We start from the raw sequence: 17,226 nt of genomic DNA on the forward strand, positions 1-17,226 counted from the left end.
AAGGTTAAATGGACTTTGGTAACTTCCTGCGTCAGCACCTAAAAGGAGGGGGCCCATAGACTCAGAGAATCGGTGGTTTCTAATTTTGTGAGCCGGGGAATAGAACAAAATATGTAAACGCTTACTTATAAAGGTTCTTAACGAAAAATTAACAAATGGACGGATGCCATGGTTATTCGACATTTTTCGACAAAACTTTTCAGAATATTTTTATCAATTGTAATTGTAAATCTATACAGGTGATTTTATGATGAATATAGGAGATAACAAACGTTTCCGAATTGATTGATAGGCAGCAGGTCTAGTCATAAAGTTTGATTATTGAGACGAGGAGTGATGGTGTGGTCCAGGATACATCTTTAGAACATGATATTTATTTATTCCATGAGGGGAACCTCCGGTACAGCCACAAACTGCTGGGGGCTCATCCGGATACGAGAAACGGAGAGCAGGGCATCCGTTTTGCGGTCTGGGCTCCGAACGCCGTTAAGGTCAGTGTCGTCGGTCCATTTAACAACTGGGACGGACGGGAACACCCAATGGAAAAGATCAATGACAACGGCGTGTGGATCGCCTTTCTTCCCGGTCTGGAAAAAGGAACGATTTATAAATACGAAATTTTAACTCCTCACGGACATCTCCGCTTGAAAGCTGATCCGTATGCATTTCCAAGCGAACTCCGTCCAAATACCGCTTCGGTTGTCTATCCGCTGGATGATTATGCATGGGGAGACCATGACTGGATGAACCAGCGGAAAGGACGTAATCCCTATGAATCACCCATGTCGATCTATGAACTTCATTTAGGGTCCTGGAAGTACATAGAGTCGGAGGTTTTTTACAATTTCCGTGAATATGCAGATATGGTGATTCCTTATGTGAAAGAACTCGGCTATACCCATATCGAACTTCTACCCATGACGGAGCATCCGTTTGACCGCTCCTGGGGCTATCAGGCGACCGGATACTTTTCCGTGACCTCCCGTTACGGCACCCCGGATGACTTCAAATATTTTGTCGATCAATGTCACAATTCTGGAATCGGTGTCATATTGGACTGGGTACCGGGCCACTTCTGCAAGGATGAACACGGGCTTCGCAGGTTTGACGGGGAAGCGCTTTATGAATATGCCAACCCTAGTAAAGCTGAGAAAACACAGTGGGGGACGCTTACGTTTGATTTTGCCAGAAACGAAGTACAGAGCTTTCTCATCTCCAATGCTGTGTACTGGCTGAAAGAGTATCACCTGGATGGACTGCGTGTGGACGCTGTTGCCAGTATGCTCTATCTCGATTTCGGTAAGGAAGACGGAGAGTGGGAGCTGAATGAATACGGCGGGCGTGAAAATATTGAAGCCATCGACTTCATCAGAAAAATGAATAAAGCCGTTTTTGAAGAAGTTCCGGATACGCTGATGATGGCGGAGGAATCGACGTCCTGGCCGCTTGTCAGTGCCCCGACACATATCGGCGGACTCGGGTTCAATTATAAGTGGAACATGGGCTGGATGAATGACATGCTCAAGTATATGGAAATGGACCCGATCCACCGGAAGTACCATCATAATTTAATTACCTTTTCTCTTCATTACGCCTTTTCCGAGAACTTTGTATTACCGATTTCTCATGACGAAGTCGTCCATGGAAAGAAATCGTTACTAAATAAAATGAGGTGCTGACGCAGGAAAATTACAAATCCCATTTAACCTTAGCAATACGTAATTTTTCTTACTGGTCGTGTACCTCGTTCAGTTACGTATTGCTAAGGTTAACAGGTTACTCCTCCGTGAGTCTGACAGCACCTTAAATCAGACCCCTCAACTTCAAAGAGCGAGGATCAGGGCAAGGATCGACAGCACCAAGAGCGCCATGCCGATGATCTCGCGGCGGGTGACGTCTTCTTTGAAGAACACCAGCGACGCGAGCAGCGACAATAGCAACTCCACCTGCCCCAGCGCTTTGACGTAGGCTGCATTTTGCAAGGTGAAGGCAAGAAGACCAGCAAAACGACCGCCATGCTGGTCAGCCCCACCCAGACCGCCACCCGGCGCGCGGCCCAAACGCGGGCGATCTGGCCCGGATCGCGCAGCACCAGCCAGACCAGCATCATCGCGGTCTGCAAACAGACCACCACGCCCAGCGTCACCGCCGCACGCAGCACCGCGTCCGGCTCGCGCAATTGCAATGACGCGCCACGGTAACTTACTGCGGAAAAGGCAAAAAGCACCCCTGATCCAAGCCCGAGGAGCGGCGCGCGTCCGGTGAGCTGCGCCAGATCCCCTTGGGTCCGTTCTTGGTTTTTGAGAGCACCAGCACCGCCGCCAATCCGATCAGGATCGCCAGCCAACCAAGTGGCGAGACCTCATCGCCCAGAACCACCAGCCCGACGATGGCCGTCTGGATCACCTCGGTTTTCTTAAAGGTTATGCCCACCGCAAAATTGCGCTCCTTAAAGAGCGCCACGACGCAGACCGTGGCGAGAATTTGCGACAGGCCTCCGATGGTAGCAAAGCCCCAGAACTGCGCGCTCAGCGCTGGTAATTCAGCCCCAGTGGCCGCCACATAGGCCCAGAGCAGCAACAGGATCAGTGGCGCGGAATAGACGAAACGCGAAAACGTCGCGCCTGCCGCGCTCAGGGTCACGCTGCTCAGCACCTTTTGCAGCATAAAGCGCACGGTCTGAAAACTGGCCGCAGCGAGGGTGACGGGAATCCAGAGAGGTCATCGGGCAACCTTTACAGTATACTATCGCATACCGCCCTTATGCGCCTTTACTCAGAGGATTTCCAGAGCGGATGTGGCACCGGATCTTTGGCGCGGAAGGCAAACTGGCGAAACACGCTGGCGTAGCTTGGCAGCACATAGCCGTCGTTTCTCTGCTGAAATCTGCTGCGATGCTCATGATAAAGGCGCGGTAGCTGGTGCCACGGTACGCCGGGATAGAGATGATGCACAATATGGAGATTGTTGTTCAGGAACAGAAATCCCAGCACTGCGCCCAATACGCCCCGCCCTTCGACGATCGCGGTCCGGCCATGCATATCTGCGTGGGCGCGATGTTCCAGATAGGTGCGGATCTTGAGCAGCGCGAGCCCCATATAGGCCGCCGCAAGATAGGCGAGCACGGACATTGCGGAAAGACTGACGAGCCACAAAACCAGCGCCGTTCCAACCCCATGCAAGGCCCAATCCCGCTTGATGCCCGGCACGCCGTCCCGCGCAAGGCGCCAGTCGGTCTTCATAAAACACACCTGCCCGATCAGCGGCCCCAACAGGATCCGCCCCAAGAGCGTATTGTTCACCCGCAAAAGGTTTCGCCGCCATTTCGGCAGGCTTGCCCAGATCCGGGGATCCTGAAAGTTGCTCTCCGGATCATCATATGGATCGGTGAGGTTTTCGTCCCGGTGATGCTCCAGATGCGTGTCGCGAAAGCGGCCATAGGGCACACAGAGATTGAGCGGCAGGAACACCAGCGCCTCGTTCAGGGACCGGCTGCGAAACGGGTGGCCATGCAGCACCTCATGACAGAGCGAGGAATGCAGCGCCACCATCAGCCCTGCCCCCACCACCGTCAAAGTCTGCGAGATCTGCGCCAGCCCAAAAACGGCTCCGGCCCATAGGAGATAGCAGACCACAATCAGCAGGAAGGTCCCCCATTCCGGGTGCTGCGGCAGCGCGGCCTTGGCCTCTGCTGTAGCCGGATCGAGGTCCGGCGCAATCAGTGGCAGGGCCACCGTCTGGTCGTCCAGTTCTATGGCGCTCATGTCATGCATGGTGCCGCCCCCAACGGATGCCAGCCCAAACGCGTTCGTAAATTAGATAGGTTGTGAACCCCAGCGCGGTGTTGATCCCGGCCATCAGGCCCCCTGCGCTGAATGACCCGGTGGCGACAAAACCCACCACGGTCATTGAGATCAGCCCAATCACATTCCACACAACAGCCTTCACGAGGGAGCGCCCGCGCGTTTCCATGAGTTCCTCCGATGTTTGATATGCACTCAGGCTAGGCGATCCGCAGGCTGTGCGAAATTCTGTATGTGATTAACAAAACTCATCAGATGTGATATTTGTCACCATATGAGGGAAAATATCGACAAGCGTCTGCGTGCGACGCAGTTCCGCGACCGCCTGAACCGCGCGCTGCGCGACAGCAGCCTGAGCCAGAGCGCGCTGGCGCGGGCCACTGGCGTGGATCGGCTCCACAATCTTCGCAGCTCCTGACCGATGAGGGCGCGCGTTTGCCCAATGCGCATGTGGTTGGGGCCTGTGCAACGGCGCTCGGCGTGTCGGCGGACTGGCTGCTCAGCCTGTCGGACCGGCCGGAAAGCGCGGCGGCGGAACTGCTGGCGTCTTCGATTGCCATGACCGAAGCGCCCCGCGCGCTGGTGGATGAGCGTATCTATGAACGGCACCGCGAGGCAGCGGGGTACAAAATCCGCCATGTGCCTGCGACCCTGCCGGATACGCTAAAAACCCGCGCGGTGCTGGAATGGGAATATGCGCCACATTTGGGGCGTACTGCCGATCAGGCCATCGGGGCATTCCGAGGATCGGCTGGCATGGATGCGGCAGGCAGGGTCGGATTATGAGATCGCGATGCCGATCTACGAGATCGACAGTTTTGCCAAAGGCGTAGGCTACTACGAGGGGCCGTCTGCCGAAATCAGAAGTGGAACAGACGGAGCATCTGGAACGGCTGACCACGCAGCTTTACCCGCGGTTGCGGATCTATCTCTATGATGCCAAACGGCTGTACTCCTCGCCGCTGACGATTTTTGGCCCGCTCTTATGCGTGTTTTACGCGGGCAGCCACTACATGGCGTTTCGCGACCGTGAACGGGTGGAGACCTACACTGGCCATTTTGATCGGCTGGTGCGCGAGGCCGATATCACTGCCCGACAAATGCCCCGGCGCGTTGGCGCATTGAGAGCGCAGATCGGGCAGTGATCCACGTAACCCGGCAGGAACACCCTCCAGGTAAGGCTCGAGCGCGGTCCGGGCCTTCGGCCCGAACCCTGATCTCGTTGTCGCAGGTGAGTATGCAGATGCATTGACCTGATCATGATATGCATCGCCCCAGCACAACGCCTGAATTAGCGCGGTGCCCCAATGGCGCGGCCAAGACCTTCGGGGGCAGGCAAAGCGGCATGCGCCTCAGAAATCCGTGTCAGATTGGCCTCGATCTGCGCAGCAGGCGGGGCGGAGCGGCGGGTCTTCAGGTCCACATGCAACAGCATATGCTCCGCCGTCGCCAACAGACGCTCCCCCTCGTACATCTCGTGCCAGAGGTGCATTTTTTTGCCAGCGCCCATAATGACCCGCGTCTTGACCTGAATGGGGTCGCCCGCGTGAACCTCGTCGATGTGGCGAATATGGGTCTCGGCGGTGAAATAGCTGCCGCCAGAGGCGATATACTCGGCATTACAGCCGATGATCTCCATCAGCCGGTCGGTGGATTGCGCAAAGGCGTCCAGATAGCGGCTCTCGGTCATATGCCCGTTGTAATCGGTCCAGTCGAGCGGCACCACGCGGCTCTGGGTGAGGATCGGCTGGCTGATATCCGCAACCTCATCGAGACTGCGTGCAAGACCCGCCTCGGACATGCGCGCCGCATCATGGGCGTTCTGAAGCGCCCCCGCGCCCCAGTCATTCTGCGCCCGAGCGCCCGCATCATCCCAACAAGGTTGTCGTCGCGAATACCTGCAGCTCGCGAATGGAATGCTGCCCGGATTGCGCATCGGATTGCCCCGCAATCAGTCAACCAGCGCGTCATTAACGTCGGGCACATCCATCAGCTTGGTCCAGGGCCACTCAGACGCCGGCCCGAACTGCGCGAGGAAGTGCTTCATCCCGGCTTCTCCACCGGCGATACGGTAGGTTTCGAACAGACCCATCTGCGCCCAGCGGATGCCAAAGCCCATAGCGGATCGCATTGTCGAGTTCCTCGGTGGTGGCGATGCCGTCCTTGACCAGCCACAGCGCCTCGCGCCAGACCGCCTCCAGCAGGCGGTCCGCCGACATGGGCATCGATCTCTTTCTTGACGATGCAGCGGGATACATGCCAATCGACGCTGATGATCTCCTTGGCCTTGGCGATCACCTCAGGCGTGTTCACATCGGTGGTGCACCAGCTCCACCAGCGGCATCAGGTAGACCGGGTTGAACGGATGCGCGACGACGATCTGCGTCGGCGTCTGTGAACCCGTCCTGCAGTTGCGAGGGTTTATAGCCCGAGGTCGATGAGCCAATGACCGCGCCCGGCGGCACAGTGCGCCTGCAATCCGCCGTAGACCTTTTGCTTCAGGTCGAGCCGCTCTGGCACGCTTTCCTGCACCCAGTCGACCCCTTGCCACGGCTCGCCTCGATTGTCGGCGTGAAAGCGTCAGCGTACCTTCTGGCGGCAGCGGCCACATTCCCCAGCCCCGGCAGGGCTACGGCGCGCGTTGGCCAGTACGTCGCCGATCTTGCGCTCCGCCTCTGGGTCCGGGTCGAACACCCGCACATCCCAACCATTGAGCAGGAACCGCGCGGCCCAGCCGCCGCCTATCACTCCGCCGCCCAGTACCGCTGCCGTTTTTGTCATATCCCGTTGTCCTCAGTTCCGGGGCACCATTTCCAAGGCCCCGATGTCATATCCATTGTCGCGCAGGACCGATTTCGCCTCGGTCAGTTGCTCAGCGCTGATTTCGGGCGTGCGGGCCAAGATCCAGCCGTGCTTGCCCTTTGGGGTGCCGATCACCGCGACCTCATATTCTGTGTCCACGTTGAGCACCCAATAATCCCCCCAGGTAAACGGCAAGATCCGCAGCCATGGGACGAAATTCACCTCCAGCATGCCCGGCCCTGTGACGCGCGCCACGCCTTCGGCGGTATCAATCGGACCGTTCAGCCCCCCTTTGTGGCCAGCCGTTCACCACCTTGATGCGATCCTCGGGGAGTGCGCTATATTCTGCGGTGACACCTTCGCACCCCATCTCAAAATTGTTGGGAAAGCGTGCGACTTCATACCATTTGCCAAGGTAGCGCGAGAGGTCCAGATCTTCCTGCACTGTCAGCGGCACATCCGTATCGCGATAGCCCCCTGCCTGCGCCGATGTTGAGACGGTCAAAACAGCAAGCGATACAGCGAATGTGGTGCGGACAGCGGATGTGATCATGGTCTGGGCCTCCGGGGGCATGTGCTTCGGGTTCTCACCCGAAACGCCTGTCCCCCGGTGGGGAGTCCCCCATTTACCTTGCCACAGGAGCCTGTTTCTTCAACCCCCAGCTTCTCACGCACTTCCTGAGCACCGATGATCACGCGCGCCCATGTTTTCAGATGATGGTCCCAGCCCGTTCGACCAACTGCCAGTTTTCGGCCAGCACGCCCTTGTCCAGACCACAGGTTGTCTTCCAGCCCGACGCGCACATTGCCGCCCGCCAGCACCGACTGCTGCCGCATAGGCCATCTGGTTCGCGGCCCAGCGAAAACGCGCTGACCAGGTCCAATCGTCCGGCACGTTGTTGACCATCGCCATAAAGGTGTTCAGGTCATTCGGGCGCACCCCACGGCACGCCCATGCACAGCTGAACCAGAGCCGGGTTGCCTCCAGGATGCCATCCTTCACCAATTGCTTGGCGTACCACAGATGGCCGGTGTCAAAGGCCTCGATTTCGGGCTTCACGCCCAGATCGCGTCATCATCCGGCCCATCGCCTGCAACATGCCGGGCGTGTTGGTCATAACGTAATCGGCCTCGGCAAAGTTCATGGTGCCGCAGTCCAGAGTGCAGATCTCCGGCAGGCATTCAGCCACATGCGCCACCGCGTGCCGCGGCACCAATCATGTCGGTGCCCGTCCTCGTTCACCGGCAGACGGCGCTCTCGGTCGGGCCAAACACCATGTCGCCGCCCATGCCGGCAGTCAGGTTCAGAACCACGTCGACCTCGGCCGTCGCGAATACGGTCGGTCACCTCGCGATACAGGTCCAGGTCGACGCGATGGGCGCGCCGGTTTCAGGGTCGCGCACATGGCAGTGAACGATGGCGGCACCTGCCTTGGCGGCAGCGATCGCGCTATCTGCGATCTGCTTGGGCGAGCGCGGCACATGCGGGCTGCGATCCTGCGTCCCGCCCGAGCCGGTAACGGCGCAGGTGATGAAGACGTCGCGGTTCATTGCCAGAGGCATTGGTGATTTTCCCTCTAGTTATACCCGGTTGTCGCCACTGGCTTATCCTCAGGCTTCTCCCCGGATTCCGATTTGCGTTCACCCCAGACTCTCGACGCAGCCTTGGGAACAACAGCTTGCGCAGAATGCGAATCGAACTTGATGAAATCCGCAAAAAACATATTGCAGCCTGAGACATCGCGCCCTGAAAACGGCGGTGCTGGTTCTGGACGAATGCAACACGCTCAGCTTTCGCATCCGCCGTTGACCCAATGCGCGCGGCAAACCGGCTGGCCGGATCGCCCGGCATTTGACTGGGACTATGTAACCGCGACCGCCGAGGCCCGCGATGCTGACCAGCGGCGCTGATGGTTCCCGGCGTGCCTCTGGCCCGGTTGCAAGGCTGCGACCTGATGATCGTCGTCGCCGGGTTTCGACTAGCCCGCCACGCTACGCCCAAGCCTGCTTGCCGGTCTGCGCCGCATCGCGGGCACCGGTGCCACCATGGCCGGGATCGATGGCGGTCCCTGGCTGCTCGCCGAGGCCGGACTGCTGAACGGCCACGCTGCCACCACGCACTGGGAAGATCTGGATAATTTCGCCACCCGCTTCCCCGACGGTCGACGTGCCGCCCCGACCGATTCACCGTATCCGAAAACCGCCTGACCTCAGGCGGCGCGATCGCCCGCGGTCGAGATGATGCTGCACATCATCGCCGCGCGCCACGGTGCGTGGCTTTGCCGCCCGCGTCTCGGGCTTGTTCCTCTACGACGGTAGCGCTCCAGCCCGAGCGCAAACCACAGAGCCGTACCGGTGCCACCACATCGCCACACCGCACTGACCGCCAAAGCAAATTCCCTCATGGAAGTCTTGGCTCTGGAAGACCCCCTTCCGCTGGCCGACATTGCCGAGACGCTTGGCACCAGCCCTCGGACCCTGCAGCAGCAGTTCCGCCTGCGCCTGAACACCACGCCGCAGGATCACTACCTGCAACTGCGCCTGGCCGAGGCGCGCCGTCTAGTCACCGATACCAGACATGCCCCTCATGGACGATGGCAGCTGGCGACCGGGTTTGCCTCGCAATCCAGCTTTGCCCGCGCCTTCCGCACGGCGCACGGCCTGTCGGCCCGCGAATCACGTCAGCGCGGAACAGAGATCGCTTACGCAAACTACCCGACGACGCAGGCCAACTGCCACGCCGGCCATCTGCTTCATCTGGCCTCTTCAGCTTTTTATAAATACCTCGGGGGAGCCGCTCGGTACGGGCAGGCGGGGGCAGCGCCCCCTCCCGTCATTAAATAGGGCATGGGATGCGCGCGATGCGCCTGACCAATCTCGGTCAAAACCTCATCTGACAACTCGCAAATCTTTTCCGGCAAGGATGTGTTTCAACTGCGTCACTGTGGTGGCCCCGAAAATGGCGGACATCATAAAGGGCCGCGTCCGGCACCACGCCAGCGCCATATGAACCGGGTCCAGACCATGATCGTTGCAGCAACCTCCAGATAGGCATCGACCGCCCCGAACACGCGCATCGTACTTACGTCCACCCATTGTCGGCACCAGATCCATTTGCGCGATCCCTTGGGCACTGCCCCGCCTTGATACTTGCCCGTCAGGAACCCGGCCCCCAGCGGAGAGAACGCCATCAGGCCCACATCCTCATGCACGCTCAATTCGGCCATGTCCGTGTCAAAGTGGCGACACAGCAAGGAATACTCGTTCTGAACGGATGCCACGCGCGGGGTGCCCATCTGCTCGGACAGACGCAGCCATTGCGCGGTGCCCCAGGCGCTTTCGTTCGACAGACCAAAAGCACGGATGTTGCCTTTGTCGACCTGCTGCTGCAACGCCTCAAGGCATTCCTGCATGTTCTCCAACACCTCATTGGTGTTGTGCCCGGACGGTGCATAGTTCCAGTTCTGCCGGAACATGTAACTGCCGCGGTTGGGCCAGTGAAACTGGTAGAGATCAATGCATTCCGTCCGCAGCCGGCGCAGCGAGCCTTCGATCGTTGCCCCGATGGTCTGGGCCGTGATAGGTGCTGTCAGACTCACGGAGGAGTAACCTGTTAACCTTAGCAATAGTTAGCGTTATTCGTCTACTTCGTTCAGTTACGTATTGCTAAGGTTAACCGATCCTTGTGGCTTCTAACTTCCAGCACCTTCCATCATGGCGCTTTCTGTAATCTCGAGTTCTAAGCAATGTGCTGGGACGTCAAATTTAGCCAAATTATCAACGAGTGTTTCTATAAGACTACTTTGTTGAAAGTGTAGGGCTGAAATATTAATAGCTACATTACCAAACGAAATGTTTTGTTTTCGCCACTGTGCCAGTTGATTAAGTAGTTGTTCCATTAGTAATTGGGTAAGCGGAATAATGGCACCATTTTGTTCAGCTAGCGGAATGAACTCGTCGGGGTTAATCACGCTGCCATCTTCTTGTGGCCAGCGAACTAATGCTTCAAAGCCGTATAACTGGCTGTGTCTGGGCATCAAACTTAGGCTGAAAATAAAGCTCAAACTCATTGTTGTTGATAGCTCTAAATAAAGCGCTTTCTTTGGTTAACTCGGTTGGGTCGAGTGTGTGGCGGTCTTTATCAAAAAATTGATATGTATTATGGCCCATTTTCTTAGCATGATTCAAAGCACTGGTTGCGCTGCGCATTAAGTTTTCGCAGTTATAGGCGTTGTCTGGATAGATAGCAAGGCCGCAACAGGCAGATAGCGAAGTCTCAAAACCATCCAACATAAAAGGGGTTTTGAATTGCTAGCAGCGCGATGTCTGCGGTCTTTTTGGCGAAGAATACCGTTTTACCTGAGTAGAGATAGGGCGGCACAAGAATCGCGAATTCATCTGCGCCAGTCTTGCAATGGTAAAAGCTGAGTTGAGTGCGCCAGTAAGACGGCAAGCAACTTCTTTTAATAAAACATCTCCAACAGTATGCCCCAAAGAGTCGTTTATTTTTTTGAAGTTATCTAGGTCGATAAATATGATTAGCAAGCTTGGGTATGTGTCGTTACAGGCTTTAATCGCTTTTTCGAGCGACTCTATAAAAATGGCGCGGTTTGATAAACCAGTGACAGTATCTTTGGTTGTGACTCTGAGCATCGTGCGCTCGTTATTCTTACGGGCTGTTATATCTGAAAATACTCCGACATAGCGAACAGACTTTTTGAAAAAGCGTGAAGTCGTAATTTTAGTAATGGATAAATCAAGGGCGTAGGGTTTGCCATTTTTACGAACATTCCAAATTTCACCAGACCAATAGCCATCATCTATAAGCTCTTGCTTTATAATTGCTTCTAATTGTTGGTCACGGCCATTAGATGTATGTGCTTTAAATCGTTTACCGATGACATCATCCTCGCTAAAACCTGAGATTTCGCTAAATGTTCTATTAACCTCAATGATATTGAACTCATCATCAGTAACCCAGACAGCGTCTTTCGATTTTGAAAGTAACGCATCAACAAAAACCAATCTCTGTCTTTTTACGCTGTAGAGCAATACTAATAATTATCACTACTGCGATGAGTAATAACAAGGTAAGTGCTGCGGTGATAACATAACTTGTTAAAGCAATCGGTGGGTTGGAAGTGAAAACTGTTGCAGCACTGGCAAAGTGCTGTAACAGTAAAATGATACAGCACACTAGGGTGAAAATACGCATTACTTTCCATCTAAAGTATTAAATCAGCCCTTTTAGATTAGTATATTAAAAAAGGTCGTGCTAAATAATTAGTGGATAATTTTAAATCACATTTTCAGTGCATTATTGACCGTTCACAAACCCTAATTGACGCCAAGATTCATAAACAAATACAGCCACTGAGTTAGATAAGTTCATGCTACGGCTGTCTTTTTGCATTGGAATGCGTACACGTTGTTCTTTCGGTAATGATTGAATGAGTTCATCAGGTAAGCCACGCGTTTCTGGGCCAAACACTAAACAATCGCCGGGTTGGTATTGTGCTTGATGATGAAATTGGCTGCCCTTTGTTGTGCAAGCATAGACTTTTTTTGGTTGGCATTTTTCAAGGTATGCTTCAAACGAGGCATGGCGCTGTACATGGCTAAACTCATGATAATCAAGGCCAGCTCGCTTTACACGTTTATCATCCCACTCAAAACCAAGTGGTTCAATTAGGTGTAACGCATAACCTGTGTTTGCGCATAAGCGAATGATATTACCCGTGTTTGGTGGAATTTCTGGTTGGTACAACACAATATCAAGCATGTGAATCTCATTTTAAAGGATTTGATCTGCTGCTGAGTATACACGAACTAGAAAGAAAAGATGATATACTCAATACAGTTACTCACTTAAGGTAAGTTGTTGTGCAGCATCGTAGTTACGAGTTTTGGGTTAAAACAGCGAGTCTAGTCACCATTGTTATGGTAAGTTTAATGATTGCTGCAAAAAGCTGGGCATGGCTTGCATCTGGCTCGGCATCAATGCTGGGCTCTTTAACTGATTCGTTAATGGATATCACCGCATCACTGATGAGTTTTTTAGTGCTTGGTTATGCACTGCGTCCTGCTGATGACGATCATCGCTTTGGTCACGGTAAAGCCGAAGCATTAGCAGGGCTTGCACAAGCCGCTTTTATAGCAGGTTCTGGTTGCTTCTTGGCGTTTCATGGTATTGAGCGCTTATTTAATCCGGTAACTTTAAAGCATTCTGACCTTGGTATCTGGGTCAGTATTTTCGCTATTGTTTGTACGCTCGTGGTGGTGTTTGTGCAAACTAAGGTGATCAACCACACCGAATCCATTGCCATTAAAGCTGACTCGATTCATTACAAAGGCGATTTAATCTTAAATTTGGCCGTACTACTGGCAATTGTGTTAGCTAAGTACGGTGTTGCTTATGCTGATCCTTTGTTTGCTATAGGTGTGGCTGTTTACTTACTATATAACAGTTGGGACATTGCTCGTGACAGTGCTGATCATTTAATGGATACAGAGCTGCCAGATGAAGAAAAAGCTGAGATACTCGCCATTGTGAATAGTCATCAAGACGTATTTGGCGCCCATGATATTCGCACCCGCCAAGGTGGTAAAATTAAGTTTATTCAGATGCATTTAGAGCTGGAAGACTCTTTATCATTATTAAGAGCACATCAAGTTGCTGATGAAGTAGAAGCGTTAATTCAAACGCATTTTGATTGCGAAATGGATATTTTAATGCACTTAGACCCACTTTCAGTAGTTAACAAAACACGTCAAAGTTCTGCACAAAATTGATAAAAATCACAGAGTACTGCTTGTCTGATCTCGTCGCGTTCACACAATAACTCGTGGCGAGCACCTGCGTAGCTTTTTATTTGTGCTTGCTTTTGTCTATGAGTAAGTGCAAATTGCGCAGCGTTATCGACTACGGTATCTTGCTCTGCGCTGGCGATAAACAAAGGAATATCGACTTTTTTATCCACTAAAGAGGCAATAAAATCAAACGACGCATTAAGCCAACCATAGGTGACGCCACCTAGTTGTAAATCACCTTCTGCTGCATACAGCTCTCTGAACAGCTTATATCGAATTTCACTACTGGTTAGTTCATTAGCTGCAAAGTCGACGGGTAAATAATCGCTTTGGCCAAATGCGTAACTGCGGCCAAGACCAAGTAAGGATGCAATTTTAGCAGCCAGTTTTGCTACAGGCTTTGGCGTGCCTTTAGTATAGATATCAAACATCGGCGCTGATAAAAAAGCACCTGCAAATTGATGTTGATAACGCGACAGGTAATCATAGGCAATGGCACTGCCCATTAGAGTGGCCAAGCAAAACCTGCTTTCCTTGCCAGTGTTGCTGCACTACTTTTTCTATAAATACAGCAAAGTCATTTGCGTAATCAGTAAAACGGTTTACATAGCCTTTATGAGTATTTTTTAGATGACGATAATAGTGGCTTGCCTGGTGATCAACACTAAAAACCGCAAAACCATTTTGATATAGCTCCCAAAGCAACTCTTTGTACTTAACTAGAGATTCTATACGGCCAGTACTGATAACGATGGCCGTTTTTGCTTGCTGAGGAATAGCATAGCCGTAATAAAGCTTGCCATGAGCGGTGCTCACGAAAGTCTTGCTTTAATTGCTCAGAAAAAAACTGGTTAATATTAGGTAGGTTACTAACAAGACTTGCTTCGCTACTGTAAAACATTTACTCACTCTTAATTGGGAGACGGATGTTTACGCATAGTCCGCCATGTTCTTGGTTTTCAAGTGTTAGTGTACCATCATGTGCTGAGATAGCATCTTTTGCAATTGCAAGACCTAAGCCTGTGCCCCCAGTGTTTCTATCGCGAGCATGTTCTTGGCGAAAGTAGGGTTCACATAGCCTTGCAAGGTTCGCTTCATCAACACCTTTACCATCATCACAAACAGTAATGTAAATAGCATCTGATTCAACTAAGCCTATTGAGATTGAATGTTCTGCGTATTTAATGGCATTGCGTAGTACATTTTCAAGTGCGCTGGCTATTAAGGTTTCATCGCATTTTAAATCGGCAAGTGAGTGTACCATTGACAATAAGCTCTTTATTGTTTTGCTTGGCTTCAAATTGAGCATCGTTGAGAACATGATCAACAATCACTTGTAAAGACTGCGTACTCAACGCTAGGGTTTGGCTTTTGGCCTCTAAGCGAGAAACTTGAAGGACATCGGCAATCATTTTATCAAGCTGATTTGCCTCTTTTTCAATACGCTCTAAATAAGCGTGTTGAGCGTCATCAGCTTGCATTTGTGCAAGGCCTGTGGCCATTTTTAAGCGCGTTAATGGTGAGCGTAGTTCATGAGAAATATCTGCTAGTAGTCGTTTTTGAGCGCTAATAAGCTGCTCAAGTTGAACCGCCATGGTATTAAAGTCACGACCAAGTACACCTAACTCATCTTGACGAGTAGGAGATACATCGGCACGAGCTGTTAAATCGCCATGAGCTAGTTTTTTTGCGGTTTCTTTTAAACTATTAATGGGTGCAATTAAGTTGCGGCTAAAGAAGAAACTCAGCATCAATGAGGCGATTAAAGCAATGAGTAGCTTTAGCCAAATTGGCATTAGCCATAAGGCTGACAAAAAACGGTTTTTTACGTTTTTCATCAATCTCATAAAGATAAAACTTACCTTCAGGCACATTTAATGCTATCGGTCCATAAGCTTGGTATTTATCGGTAAAAATAATTTGCGGGCGCATATATTTGGTAAAGTTAAGCAAGCTTAAATCAATCTCTTTGGATACAGGCTCGCTAAGCATTTCAACACCATGCACCTCACCATTTAAGTACAATAACTTATGCTTAGATAAGCGCGGATGAGATTAAACCAGGTGCTGGAAGTTAGAAGCCACAAGGATCGGTTAACCTTAGCAATACGTAACTGACTTGACTTCGTTCAGTTACGTATTGCTAAGGTTAAGAGAGGACAAAGGTTTCAACGCTTCAGCACCTCAATTCCTGAGCCTTTTAGAGTTAAGAAAATGGAAGAAATAGGCGTTAACCAGCGCGTGGTTGTGAGTGCAAAATGTGACAAAGAGCAGATACTGGGTTTTATTTGGGTTCAGGAAATAGAAGAGTTTGTATCTGAAAGCGAAATGAGCTTTCTGCATGATGTTTCCTTCCATATTGGAAAGCTATTATATCAGAAAAACCTGAAAAAACTGCGCAAAGAAGAAGAAAAACATCAATTTTATCAAAAGATTATTGATCGTACCTATCAGACGGAAGATCAGATCAAATGGGAAGCGGCGAATGTCAGAATTCGTCCTCCCGGAGGCCTTTATCATCAATGTATTTACGGTAGTGCAGGCGGATATGAAGGAAGATATTTGCGGAATCGAATGAAACCGTCGGGCTGTTTGCGAATGCCCTCAGCCATCCGGCTGGCGTTATTATTTACAAACCAGCATGAAATTATCGTCATGATCAAGGCATGGAGTTGCCCCTGCACCCTGGCAGGCCTGGCAGAAAGACGCACATGAATTAACCAATACCGTCCTTCGCCGATTCAGATCGAAGGTGTGTGCACGCAGGAATTGGAGGAGAATATTCCTCCATCTTAAAACTGCGCAAAAGCTATGCAGAGGCTTTGGAGGTTATCAAAGCCGCCAAATTCATTGGATCGCCTGAAGAATTGCCTTATGAATATAATAAAAAGCTGTGGGTATTCCGGTATTTAGAACCTATCGCACAGCATAACAGCATGACTAAATATGTAAATGAAGATCTCTCTGAAGCTGCAGAAAAAAGACCTGGAAAGCCAAACCAGCCTGCTGAAGACGCTTGAAGTATATTTCTTGAATAACTGCCGCCTTAAGCCGACGGCCAAACACATCTCATCCATACAAATACATTAAAATACCCGAATAAACAAATTACTGATTTAACATCCATCGACTTTGATGACTTTTAACCAAGATGCGCAGCTGTACATTGATTTACCACTAACCCGGAAGAAATGGAGAGCTGGCGGAAGCGATTCATCAATGGTTCATATTATTACCTGAAATTCAGTTTCATGTAGCGCTCATGGCGACACTTTTTCTCTTGCTTCCTGGTTTTCGGCTTCATCAAGCGCTCATGGCGACCATTTTTCTCTTCGCTTCCTGGTTTTCGGCTCATCGAAGATTTTCTTCTATCACCGGCTTCTAAACTTGCCTGGATTCTCAACTCTAATAGAAACCACTTCTACCATTTAAACAAAAGCGATAGATTTTCTAAGGATCCTGCTGAAAGTTTTTTATTTAATGGTTTAACCGGCATGAAGTCGGTGCCTTCCGCAAATTCAGTACCTTTGCACCCTGGGCATTCTTCAATATGATTCACCTCTATCAACCCCTTCTGCTTATATACGATCCCAAATGGGAAAGGTTACAAAAAGAAATGCCAGTCCCTTTACGAGGAACCATTTTTATTGTTCTTCTTTTTCCGGCTTGAATCAAAGTATAGATAACTCCTGATAATAGTGCTAAGCTACTATCATAATAAAATAACAGATCTATTTGCTGATAATCTTTTATTAAGCATCCACATCAGGTTGGTGCTATCAAGTACAAGTAACCTGTAACCTGGGTAATG

At 51.4% G+C, this 17,226-nt stretch carries 28 protein-coding genes and 5 pseudogenes; 10 read left to right on the forward strand and 23 right to left on the reverse strand.

Annotation, left to right across the window (positions count from 1 at the left end; genetic code table 11):
* Positions 1 to 341: 341 nt before the first annotated feature.
* On the forward strand, positions 342 to 1,679 hold the full coding sequence (glgB, locus tag ACXAC4_RS28220; RefSeq protein WP_475168722.1) for a 1,4-alpha-glucan branching enzyme: 1,338 nt from the start codon (positions 342 to 344) through the stop codon (positions 1,677 to 1,679).
* Between the two features lie 144 nt (positions 1,680 to 1,823).
* On the opposite strand, the gene ACXAC4_RS28225 is transcribed toward glgB, so the two are convergent.
* Positions 1,824 to 1,982, reverse strand: coding sequence for a hypothetical protein (locus tag ACXAC4_RS28225; protein ID WP_475168727.1), 159 nt, complete (start codon positions 1,980 to 1,982; stop codon positions 1,824 to 1,826).
* Here ACXAC4_RS28225 and ACXAC4_RS28230 point away from each other — a divergent pair.
* Positions 1,977 to 2,201, forward strand: coding sequence for a hypothetical protein (locus ACXAC4_RS28230; RefSeq protein WP_475168728.1), 225 nt, complete (start codon positions 1,977 to 1,979; stop codon positions 2,199 to 2,201). The two genes, ACXAC4_RS28225 and ACXAC4_RS28230, sit on opposite strands and share 6 nt — an antisense overlap.
* Position 2,202: 1 nt before the next feature.
* Here ACXAC4_RS28230 and ACXAC4_RS28235 read toward each other — a convergent pair whose 3' ends face one another.
* From ACXAC4_RS28235 to ACXAC4_RS28245, 3 genes are all read right to left on the reverse strand, one after another.
* Positions 2,203 to 2,667 carry a hypothetical protein gene (locus ACXAC4_RS28235; RefSeq protein WP_475168729.1) on the reverse strand — a complete coding sequence of 155 codons (465 nt, stop codon included), beginning with the start codon at positions 2,665 to 2,667 and terminating at the stop codon, positions 2,203 to 2,205.
* Between the two features lie 104 nt (positions 2,668 to 2,771).
* Positions 2,772 to 3,773: a fatty acid desaturase gene (locus ACXAC4_RS28240; RefSeq protein WP_009176225.1), complete on the reverse strand. Its 1,002-nt coding sequence runs from the start codon at positions 3,771 to 3,773 to the stop codon at positions 2,772 to 2,774.
* Positions 3,766 to 3,972 carry a DUF2061 domain-containing protein gene (locus ACXAC4_RS28245; protein ID WP_005658022.1) on the reverse strand — a complete coding sequence of 69 codons (207 nt, stop codon included), beginning with the start codon at positions 3,970 to 3,972 and terminating at the stop codon, positions 3,766 to 3,768. The genes ACXAC4_RS28240 and ACXAC4_RS28245 overlap by 8 nt, the downstream gene beginning before the upstream one ends.
* 266 nt (positions 3,973 to 4,238) lie before the next feature.
* Between ACXAC4_RS28245 and ACXAC4_RS28250 the strand changes: the two genes are divergently transcribed.
* Both ACXAC4_RS28250 and ACXAC4_RS28255 read left to right on the forward strand, forming a co-directional pair.
* Positions 4,239 to 4,589 carry a hypothetical protein gene (locus tag ACXAC4_RS28250; RefSeq protein ID WP_475168734.1) on the forward strand — a complete coding sequence of 117 codons (351 nt, stop codon included), beginning with the start codon at positions 4,239 to 4,241 and terminating at the stop codon, positions 4,587 to 4,589.
* An 80-nt stretch (positions 4,590 to 4,669) separates the two neighbouring features.
* A complete protein-coding gene (locus tag ACXAC4_RS28255) occupies positions 4,670 to 4,948 on the forward strand; it encodes a hypothetical protein (protein WP_475168737.1) in 279 nt (92 codons plus the stop codon).
* Between the two features lie 146 nt (positions 4,949 to 5,094).
* Here ACXAC4_RS28255 and ACXAC4_RS28260 read toward each other — a convergent pair whose 3' ends face one another.
* The 3 genes and pseudogenes from ACXAC4_RS28260 to ACXAC4_RS28270 all read right to left on the reverse strand — a co-directional run.
* A complete protein-coding gene (locus ACXAC4_RS28260) occupies positions 5,095 to 5,739 on the reverse strand; it encodes a thioesterase family protein (RefSeq protein WP_475168740.1) in 645 nt (214 codons plus the stop codon).
* A gap of 15 nt (positions 5,740 to 5,754) precedes the next feature.
* Positions 5,755 to 5,922, reverse strand: a complete 168-nt coding sequence (locus ACXAC4_RS28265) for a hypothetical protein (protein ID WP_475168782.1) — start codon at positions 5,920 to 5,922, stop codon at positions 5,755 to 5,757.
* 31 nt (positions 5,923 to 5,953) lie between these two features.
* Positions 5,954 to 6,061: pseudogene (locus ACXAC4_RS28270) on the reverse strand (hypothetical protein); the annotation flags it as partial.
* Here ACXAC4_RS28270 and ACXAC4_RS28275 point away from each other — a divergent pair.
* The gene (locus ACXAC4_RS28275) at positions 6,021 to 6,164 is read left to right on the forward strand and encodes a hypothetical protein (protein WP_475168785.1); all 144 of its coding nucleotides are present in this window, start codon (positions 6,021 to 6,023) and stop codon (positions 6,162 to 6,164) included. The pseudogene ACXAC4_RS28270 and the gene ACXAC4_RS28275 sit on opposite strands and share 41 nt — an antisense overlap.
* Here the strand turns inward: ACXAC4_RS28275 and ACXAC4_RS28280 are convergent.
* From ACXAC4_RS28280 to ACXAC4_RS28315, 8 genes and pseudogenes are all read right to left on the reverse strand, one after another.
* Positions 6,103 to 6,249, reverse strand: a complete 147-nt coding sequence (locus ACXAC4_RS28280) for a 3-hydroxyacyl-CoA dehydrogenase NAD-binding domain-containing protein (RefSeq protein ID WP_475168744.1) — start codon at positions 6,247 to 6,249, stop codon at positions 6,103 to 6,105. The two genes, ACXAC4_RS28275 and ACXAC4_RS28280, sit on opposite strands and share 62 nt — an antisense overlap.
* A pseudogene (locus ACXAC4_RS28285) lies at positions 6,225 to 6,584 on the reverse strand (3-hydroxyacyl-CoA dehydrogenase NAD-binding domain-containing protein). The gene ACXAC4_RS28280 and the pseudogene ACXAC4_RS28285 overlap by 25 nt, the downstream one beginning before the upstream one ends.
* Before the next feature lie 12 nt (positions 6,585 to 6,596).
* On the reverse strand, positions 6,597 to 6,836 hold the full coding sequence (locus ACXAC4_RS28290) for a lipocalin family protein (RefSeq protein ID WP_475168746.1): 240 nt from the start codon (positions 6,834 to 6,836) through the stop codon (positions 6,597 to 6,599).
* A gap of 37 nt (positions 6,837 to 6,873) precedes the next feature.
* The gene (locus tag ACXAC4_RS28295; protein WP_475168747.1) at positions 6,874 to 7,158 is read right to left on the reverse strand and encodes a lipocalin family protein; all 285 of its coding nucleotides are present in this window, start codon (positions 7,156 to 7,158) and stop codon (positions 6,874 to 6,876) included.
* Complete coding sequence (locus ACXAC4_RS28300; protein WP_475168749.1) at positions 7,155 to 7,442, reverse strand: 3-keto-5-aminohexanoate cleavage protein; 288 nt, start codon at positions 7,440 to 7,442, stop codon at positions 7,155 to 7,157. The genes ACXAC4_RS28295 and ACXAC4_RS28300 overlap by 4 nt, the downstream gene beginning before the upstream one ends.
* Before the next feature lie 34 nt (positions 7,443 to 7,476).
* Positions 7,477 to 7,665: pseudogene (locus ACXAC4_RS28305) on the reverse strand (3-keto-5-aminohexanoate cleavage protein); the annotation flags it as partial.
* Positions 7,640 to 7,750, reverse strand: a complete 111-nt coding sequence (locus tag ACXAC4_RS28310; protein WP_475168780.1) for a hypothetical protein — start codon at positions 7,748 to 7,750, stop codon at positions 7,640 to 7,642. The pseudogene ACXAC4_RS28305 and the gene ACXAC4_RS28310, both read right to left, overlap by 26 nt.
* 199 nt (positions 7,751 to 7,949) lie before the next feature.
* Positions 7,950 to 8,168, reverse strand: coding sequence for a 3-keto-5-aminohexanoate cleavage protein (locus ACXAC4_RS28315; RefSeq protein WP_475168751.1), 219 nt, complete (start codon positions 8,166 to 8,168; stop codon positions 7,950 to 7,952).
* 483 nt (positions 8,169 to 8,651) lie between these two features.
* On the opposite strand from ACXAC4_RS28315, the gene ACXAC4_RS28320 reads away from it, so the two are divergent.
* Together ACXAC4_RS28320 and ACXAC4_RS28325 are read left to right on the forward strand one after the other, a co-directional pair.
* Positions 8,652 to 8,813 carry a hypothetical protein gene (locus tag ACXAC4_RS28320; RefSeq protein ID WP_475168753.1) on the forward strand — a complete coding sequence of 54 codons (162 nt, stop codon included), beginning with the start codon at positions 8,652 to 8,654 and terminating at the stop codon, positions 8,811 to 8,813.
* A 195-nt stretch (positions 8,814 to 9,008) separates the two neighbouring features.
* Positions 9,009 to 9,449, forward strand: coding sequence for a helix-turn-helix domain-containing protein (locus ACXAC4_RS28325; protein WP_475168754.1), 441 nt, complete (start codon positions 9,009 to 9,011; stop codon positions 9,447 to 9,449).
* A 125-nt stretch (positions 9,450 to 9,574) separates the two neighbouring features.
* On the opposite strand, the gene ACXAC4_RS28330 is transcribed toward ACXAC4_RS28325, so the two are convergent.
* The 6 genes from ACXAC4_RS28330 to trmL form a co-directional block, all read right to left on the reverse strand.
* A complete protein-coding gene (locus tag ACXAC4_RS28330; protein WP_475168755.1) occupies positions 9,575 to 10,204 on the reverse strand; it encodes an aldo/keto reductase in 630 nt (209 codons plus the stop codon).
* A 93-nt stretch (positions 10,205 to 10,297) separates the two neighbouring features.
* The gene (locus ACXAC4_RS28335; protein WP_475168758.1) at positions 10,298 to 10,642 is read right to left on the reverse strand and encodes an EAL domain-containing protein; all 345 of its coding nucleotides are present in this window, start codon (positions 10,640 to 10,642) and stop codon (positions 10,298 to 10,300) included.
* Complete coding sequence (locus ACXAC4_RS28340; protein WP_475168761.1) at positions 10,611 to 10,898, reverse strand: hypothetical protein; 288 nt, start codon at positions 10,896 to 10,898, stop codon at positions 10,611 to 10,613. Before ACXAC4_RS28340 ends, ACXAC4_RS28335 begins: the two co-directional genes overlap by 32 nt.
* 18 nt (positions 10,899 to 10,916) lie before the next feature.
* Positions 10,917 to 11,630 (reverse strand): diguanylate cyclase domain-containing protein, encoded by a 714-nt coding sequence (locus tag ACXAC4_RS28345; protein ID WP_475168763.1) that lies wholly within the window; start codon positions 11,628 to 11,630, stop codon positions 10,917 to 10,919.
* Complete coding sequence (locus ACXAC4_RS28350) at positions 11,617 to 11,820, reverse strand: hypothetical protein (protein ID WP_475168765.1); 204 nt, start codon at positions 11,818 to 11,820, stop codon at positions 11,617 to 11,619. The genes ACXAC4_RS28345 and ACXAC4_RS28350 overlap by 14 nt, the downstream gene beginning before the upstream one ends.
* Positions 11,821 to 11,922: 102 nt before the next feature.
* The gene (trmL, locus tag ACXAC4_RS28355; protein ID WP_054550977.1) at positions 11,923 to 12,387 is read right to left on the reverse strand and encodes a tRNA (uridine(34)/cytosine(34)/5-carboxymethylaminomethyluridine(34)-2'-O)-methyltransferase TrmL; all 465 of its coding nucleotides are present in this window, start codon (positions 12,385 to 12,387) and stop codon (positions 11,923 to 11,925) included.
* A 101-nt stretch (positions 12,388 to 12,488) separates the two neighbouring features.
* On the opposite strand from trmL, the gene ACXAC4_RS28360 reads away from it, so the two are divergent.
* Entirely contained in the window at positions 12,489 to 13,397 is a 909-nt protein-coding gene (locus ACXAC4_RS28360; RefSeq protein WP_475168769.1) for a cation diffusion facilitator family transporter, read from the forward strand.
* On the opposite strand, the pseudogene ACXAC4_RS28365 reads toward ACXAC4_RS28360, so the two are convergent.
* A pseudogene (locus ACXAC4_RS28365) lies at positions 13,376 to 14,316 on the reverse strand (alpha/beta fold hydrolase). The gene ACXAC4_RS28360 and the pseudogene ACXAC4_RS28365 overlap by 22 nt on opposite strands.
* Positions 14,317 to 15,467 (reverse strand): annotated as a pseudogene (locus ACXAC4_RS28370) (ATP-binding protein); the annotation flags it as partial.
* 162 nt (positions 15,468 to 15,629) lie between these two features.
* Between ACXAC4_RS28370 and ACXAC4_RS28375 the strand changes: the two are divergent.
* Together ACXAC4_RS28375 and ACXAC4_RS28380 are read left to right on the forward strand one after the other, a co-directional pair.
* Positions 15,630 to 16,130 carry a hypothetical protein gene (locus tag ACXAC4_RS28375; RefSeq protein ID WP_475168774.1) on the forward strand — a complete coding sequence of 167 codons (501 nt, stop codon included), beginning with the start codon at positions 15,630 to 15,632 and terminating at the stop codon, positions 16,128 to 16,130.
* Between the two features lie 41 nt (positions 16,131 to 16,171).
* On the forward strand, positions 16,172 to 16,435 hold the full coding sequence (locus ACXAC4_RS28380) for a hypothetical protein (protein ID WP_475168778.1): 264 nt from the start codon (positions 16,172 to 16,174) through the stop codon (positions 16,433 to 16,435).
* Positions 16,436 to 17,226: the final 791 nt, after the last annotated feature.

Source organism: Pseudoalteromonas sp. AWM4_233 (assembly GCF_056158285.1).

What these genes read in the sequence shown, in the direction of transcription:
- ACXAC4_RS28235 (WP_475168729.1), bottom strand. Translation starts at nt 2,667, where the DNA reads ATGCTGCAAAAGGTGCTGAGCAGCGTGACCCTGAGCGCGGCAGGCGCG.
- ACXAC4_RS28240 (WP_009176225.1), bottom strand. Translation starts at nt 3,773, where the DNA reads ATGCATGACATGAGCGCCATAGAACTGGACGACCAGACGGTGGCCCTG.
- ACXAC4_RS28245 (WP_005658022.1), bottom strand. Translation starts at nt 3,972, where the DNA reads ATGGAAACGCGCGGGCGCTCCCTCGTGAAGGCTGTTGTGTGGAATGTG.
- ACXAC4_RS28260 (WP_475168740.1), bottom strand. Translation starts at nt 5,739, where the DNA reads ATGCGCAATCCGGGCAGCATTCCATTCGCGAGCTGCAGGTATTCGCGA.
- ACXAC4_RS28265 (WP_475168782.1), bottom strand. Translation starts at nt 5,922, where the DNA reads ATGGGCTTTGGCATCCGCTGGGCGCAGATGGGTCTGTTCGAAACCTAC.
- ACXAC4_RS28275 (WP_475168785.1), top strand. Translation starts at nt 6,021, where the DNA reads ATGGGCATCGATCTCTTTCTTGACGATGCAGCGGGATACATGCCAATC.
- ACXAC4_RS28290 (WP_475168746.1), bottom strand. Translation starts at nt 6,836, where the DNA reads ATGCTGGAGGTGAATTTCGTCCCATGGCTGCGGATCTTGCCGTTTACC.
- ACXAC4_RS28295 (WP_475168747.1), bottom strand. Translation starts at nt 7,158, where the DNA reads ATGATCACATCCGCTGTCCGCACCACATTCGCTGTATCGCTTGCTGTT.
- ACXAC4_RS28300 (WP_475168749.1), bottom strand. Translation starts at nt 7,442, where the DNA reads ATGCGGCAGCAGTCGGTGCTGGCGGGCGGCAATGTGCGCGTCGGGCTG.
- ACXAC4_RS28310 (WP_475168780.1), bottom strand. Translation starts at nt 7,750, where the DNA reads ATGAACTTTGCCGAGGCCGATTACGTTATGACCAACACGCCCGGCATG.
- ACXAC4_RS28315 (WP_475168751.1), bottom strand. Translation starts at nt 8,168, where the DNA reads ATGCCTCTGGCAATGAACCGCGACGTCTTCATCACCTGCGCCGTTACC.
- ACXAC4_RS28320 (WP_475168753.1), top strand. Translation starts at nt 8,652, where the DNA reads ATGGCCGGGATCGATGGCGGTCCCTGGCTGCTCGCCGAGGCCGGACTG.
- ACXAC4_RS28325 (WP_475168754.1), top strand. Translation starts at nt 9,009, where the DNA reads ATGGAAGTCTTGGCTCTGGAAGACCCCCTTCCGCTGGCCGACATTGCC.
- ACXAC4_RS28335 (WP_475168758.1), bottom strand. Translation starts at nt 10,642, where the DNA reads ATGCCCAGACACAGCCAGTTATACGGCTTTGAAGCATTAGTTCGCTGG.
- ACXAC4_RS28340 (WP_475168761.1), bottom strand. Translation starts at nt 10,898, where the DNA reads ATGTTGGATGGTTTTGAGACTTCGCTATCTGCCTGTTGCGGCCTTGCT.
- ACXAC4_RS28350 (WP_475168765.1), bottom strand. Translation starts at nt 11,820, where the DNA reads ATGCGTATTTTCACCCTAGTGTGCTGTATCATTTTACTGTTACAGCAC.
- trmL (WP_054550977.1), bottom strand. Translation starts at nt 12,387, where the DNA reads ATGCTTGATATTGTGTTGTACCAACCAGAAATTCCACCAAACACGGGT.
- ACXAC4_RS28375 (WP_475168774.1), top strand. Translation starts at nt 15,630, where the DNA reads ATGGAAGAAATAGGCGTTAACCAGCGCGTGGTTGTGAGTGCAAAATGT.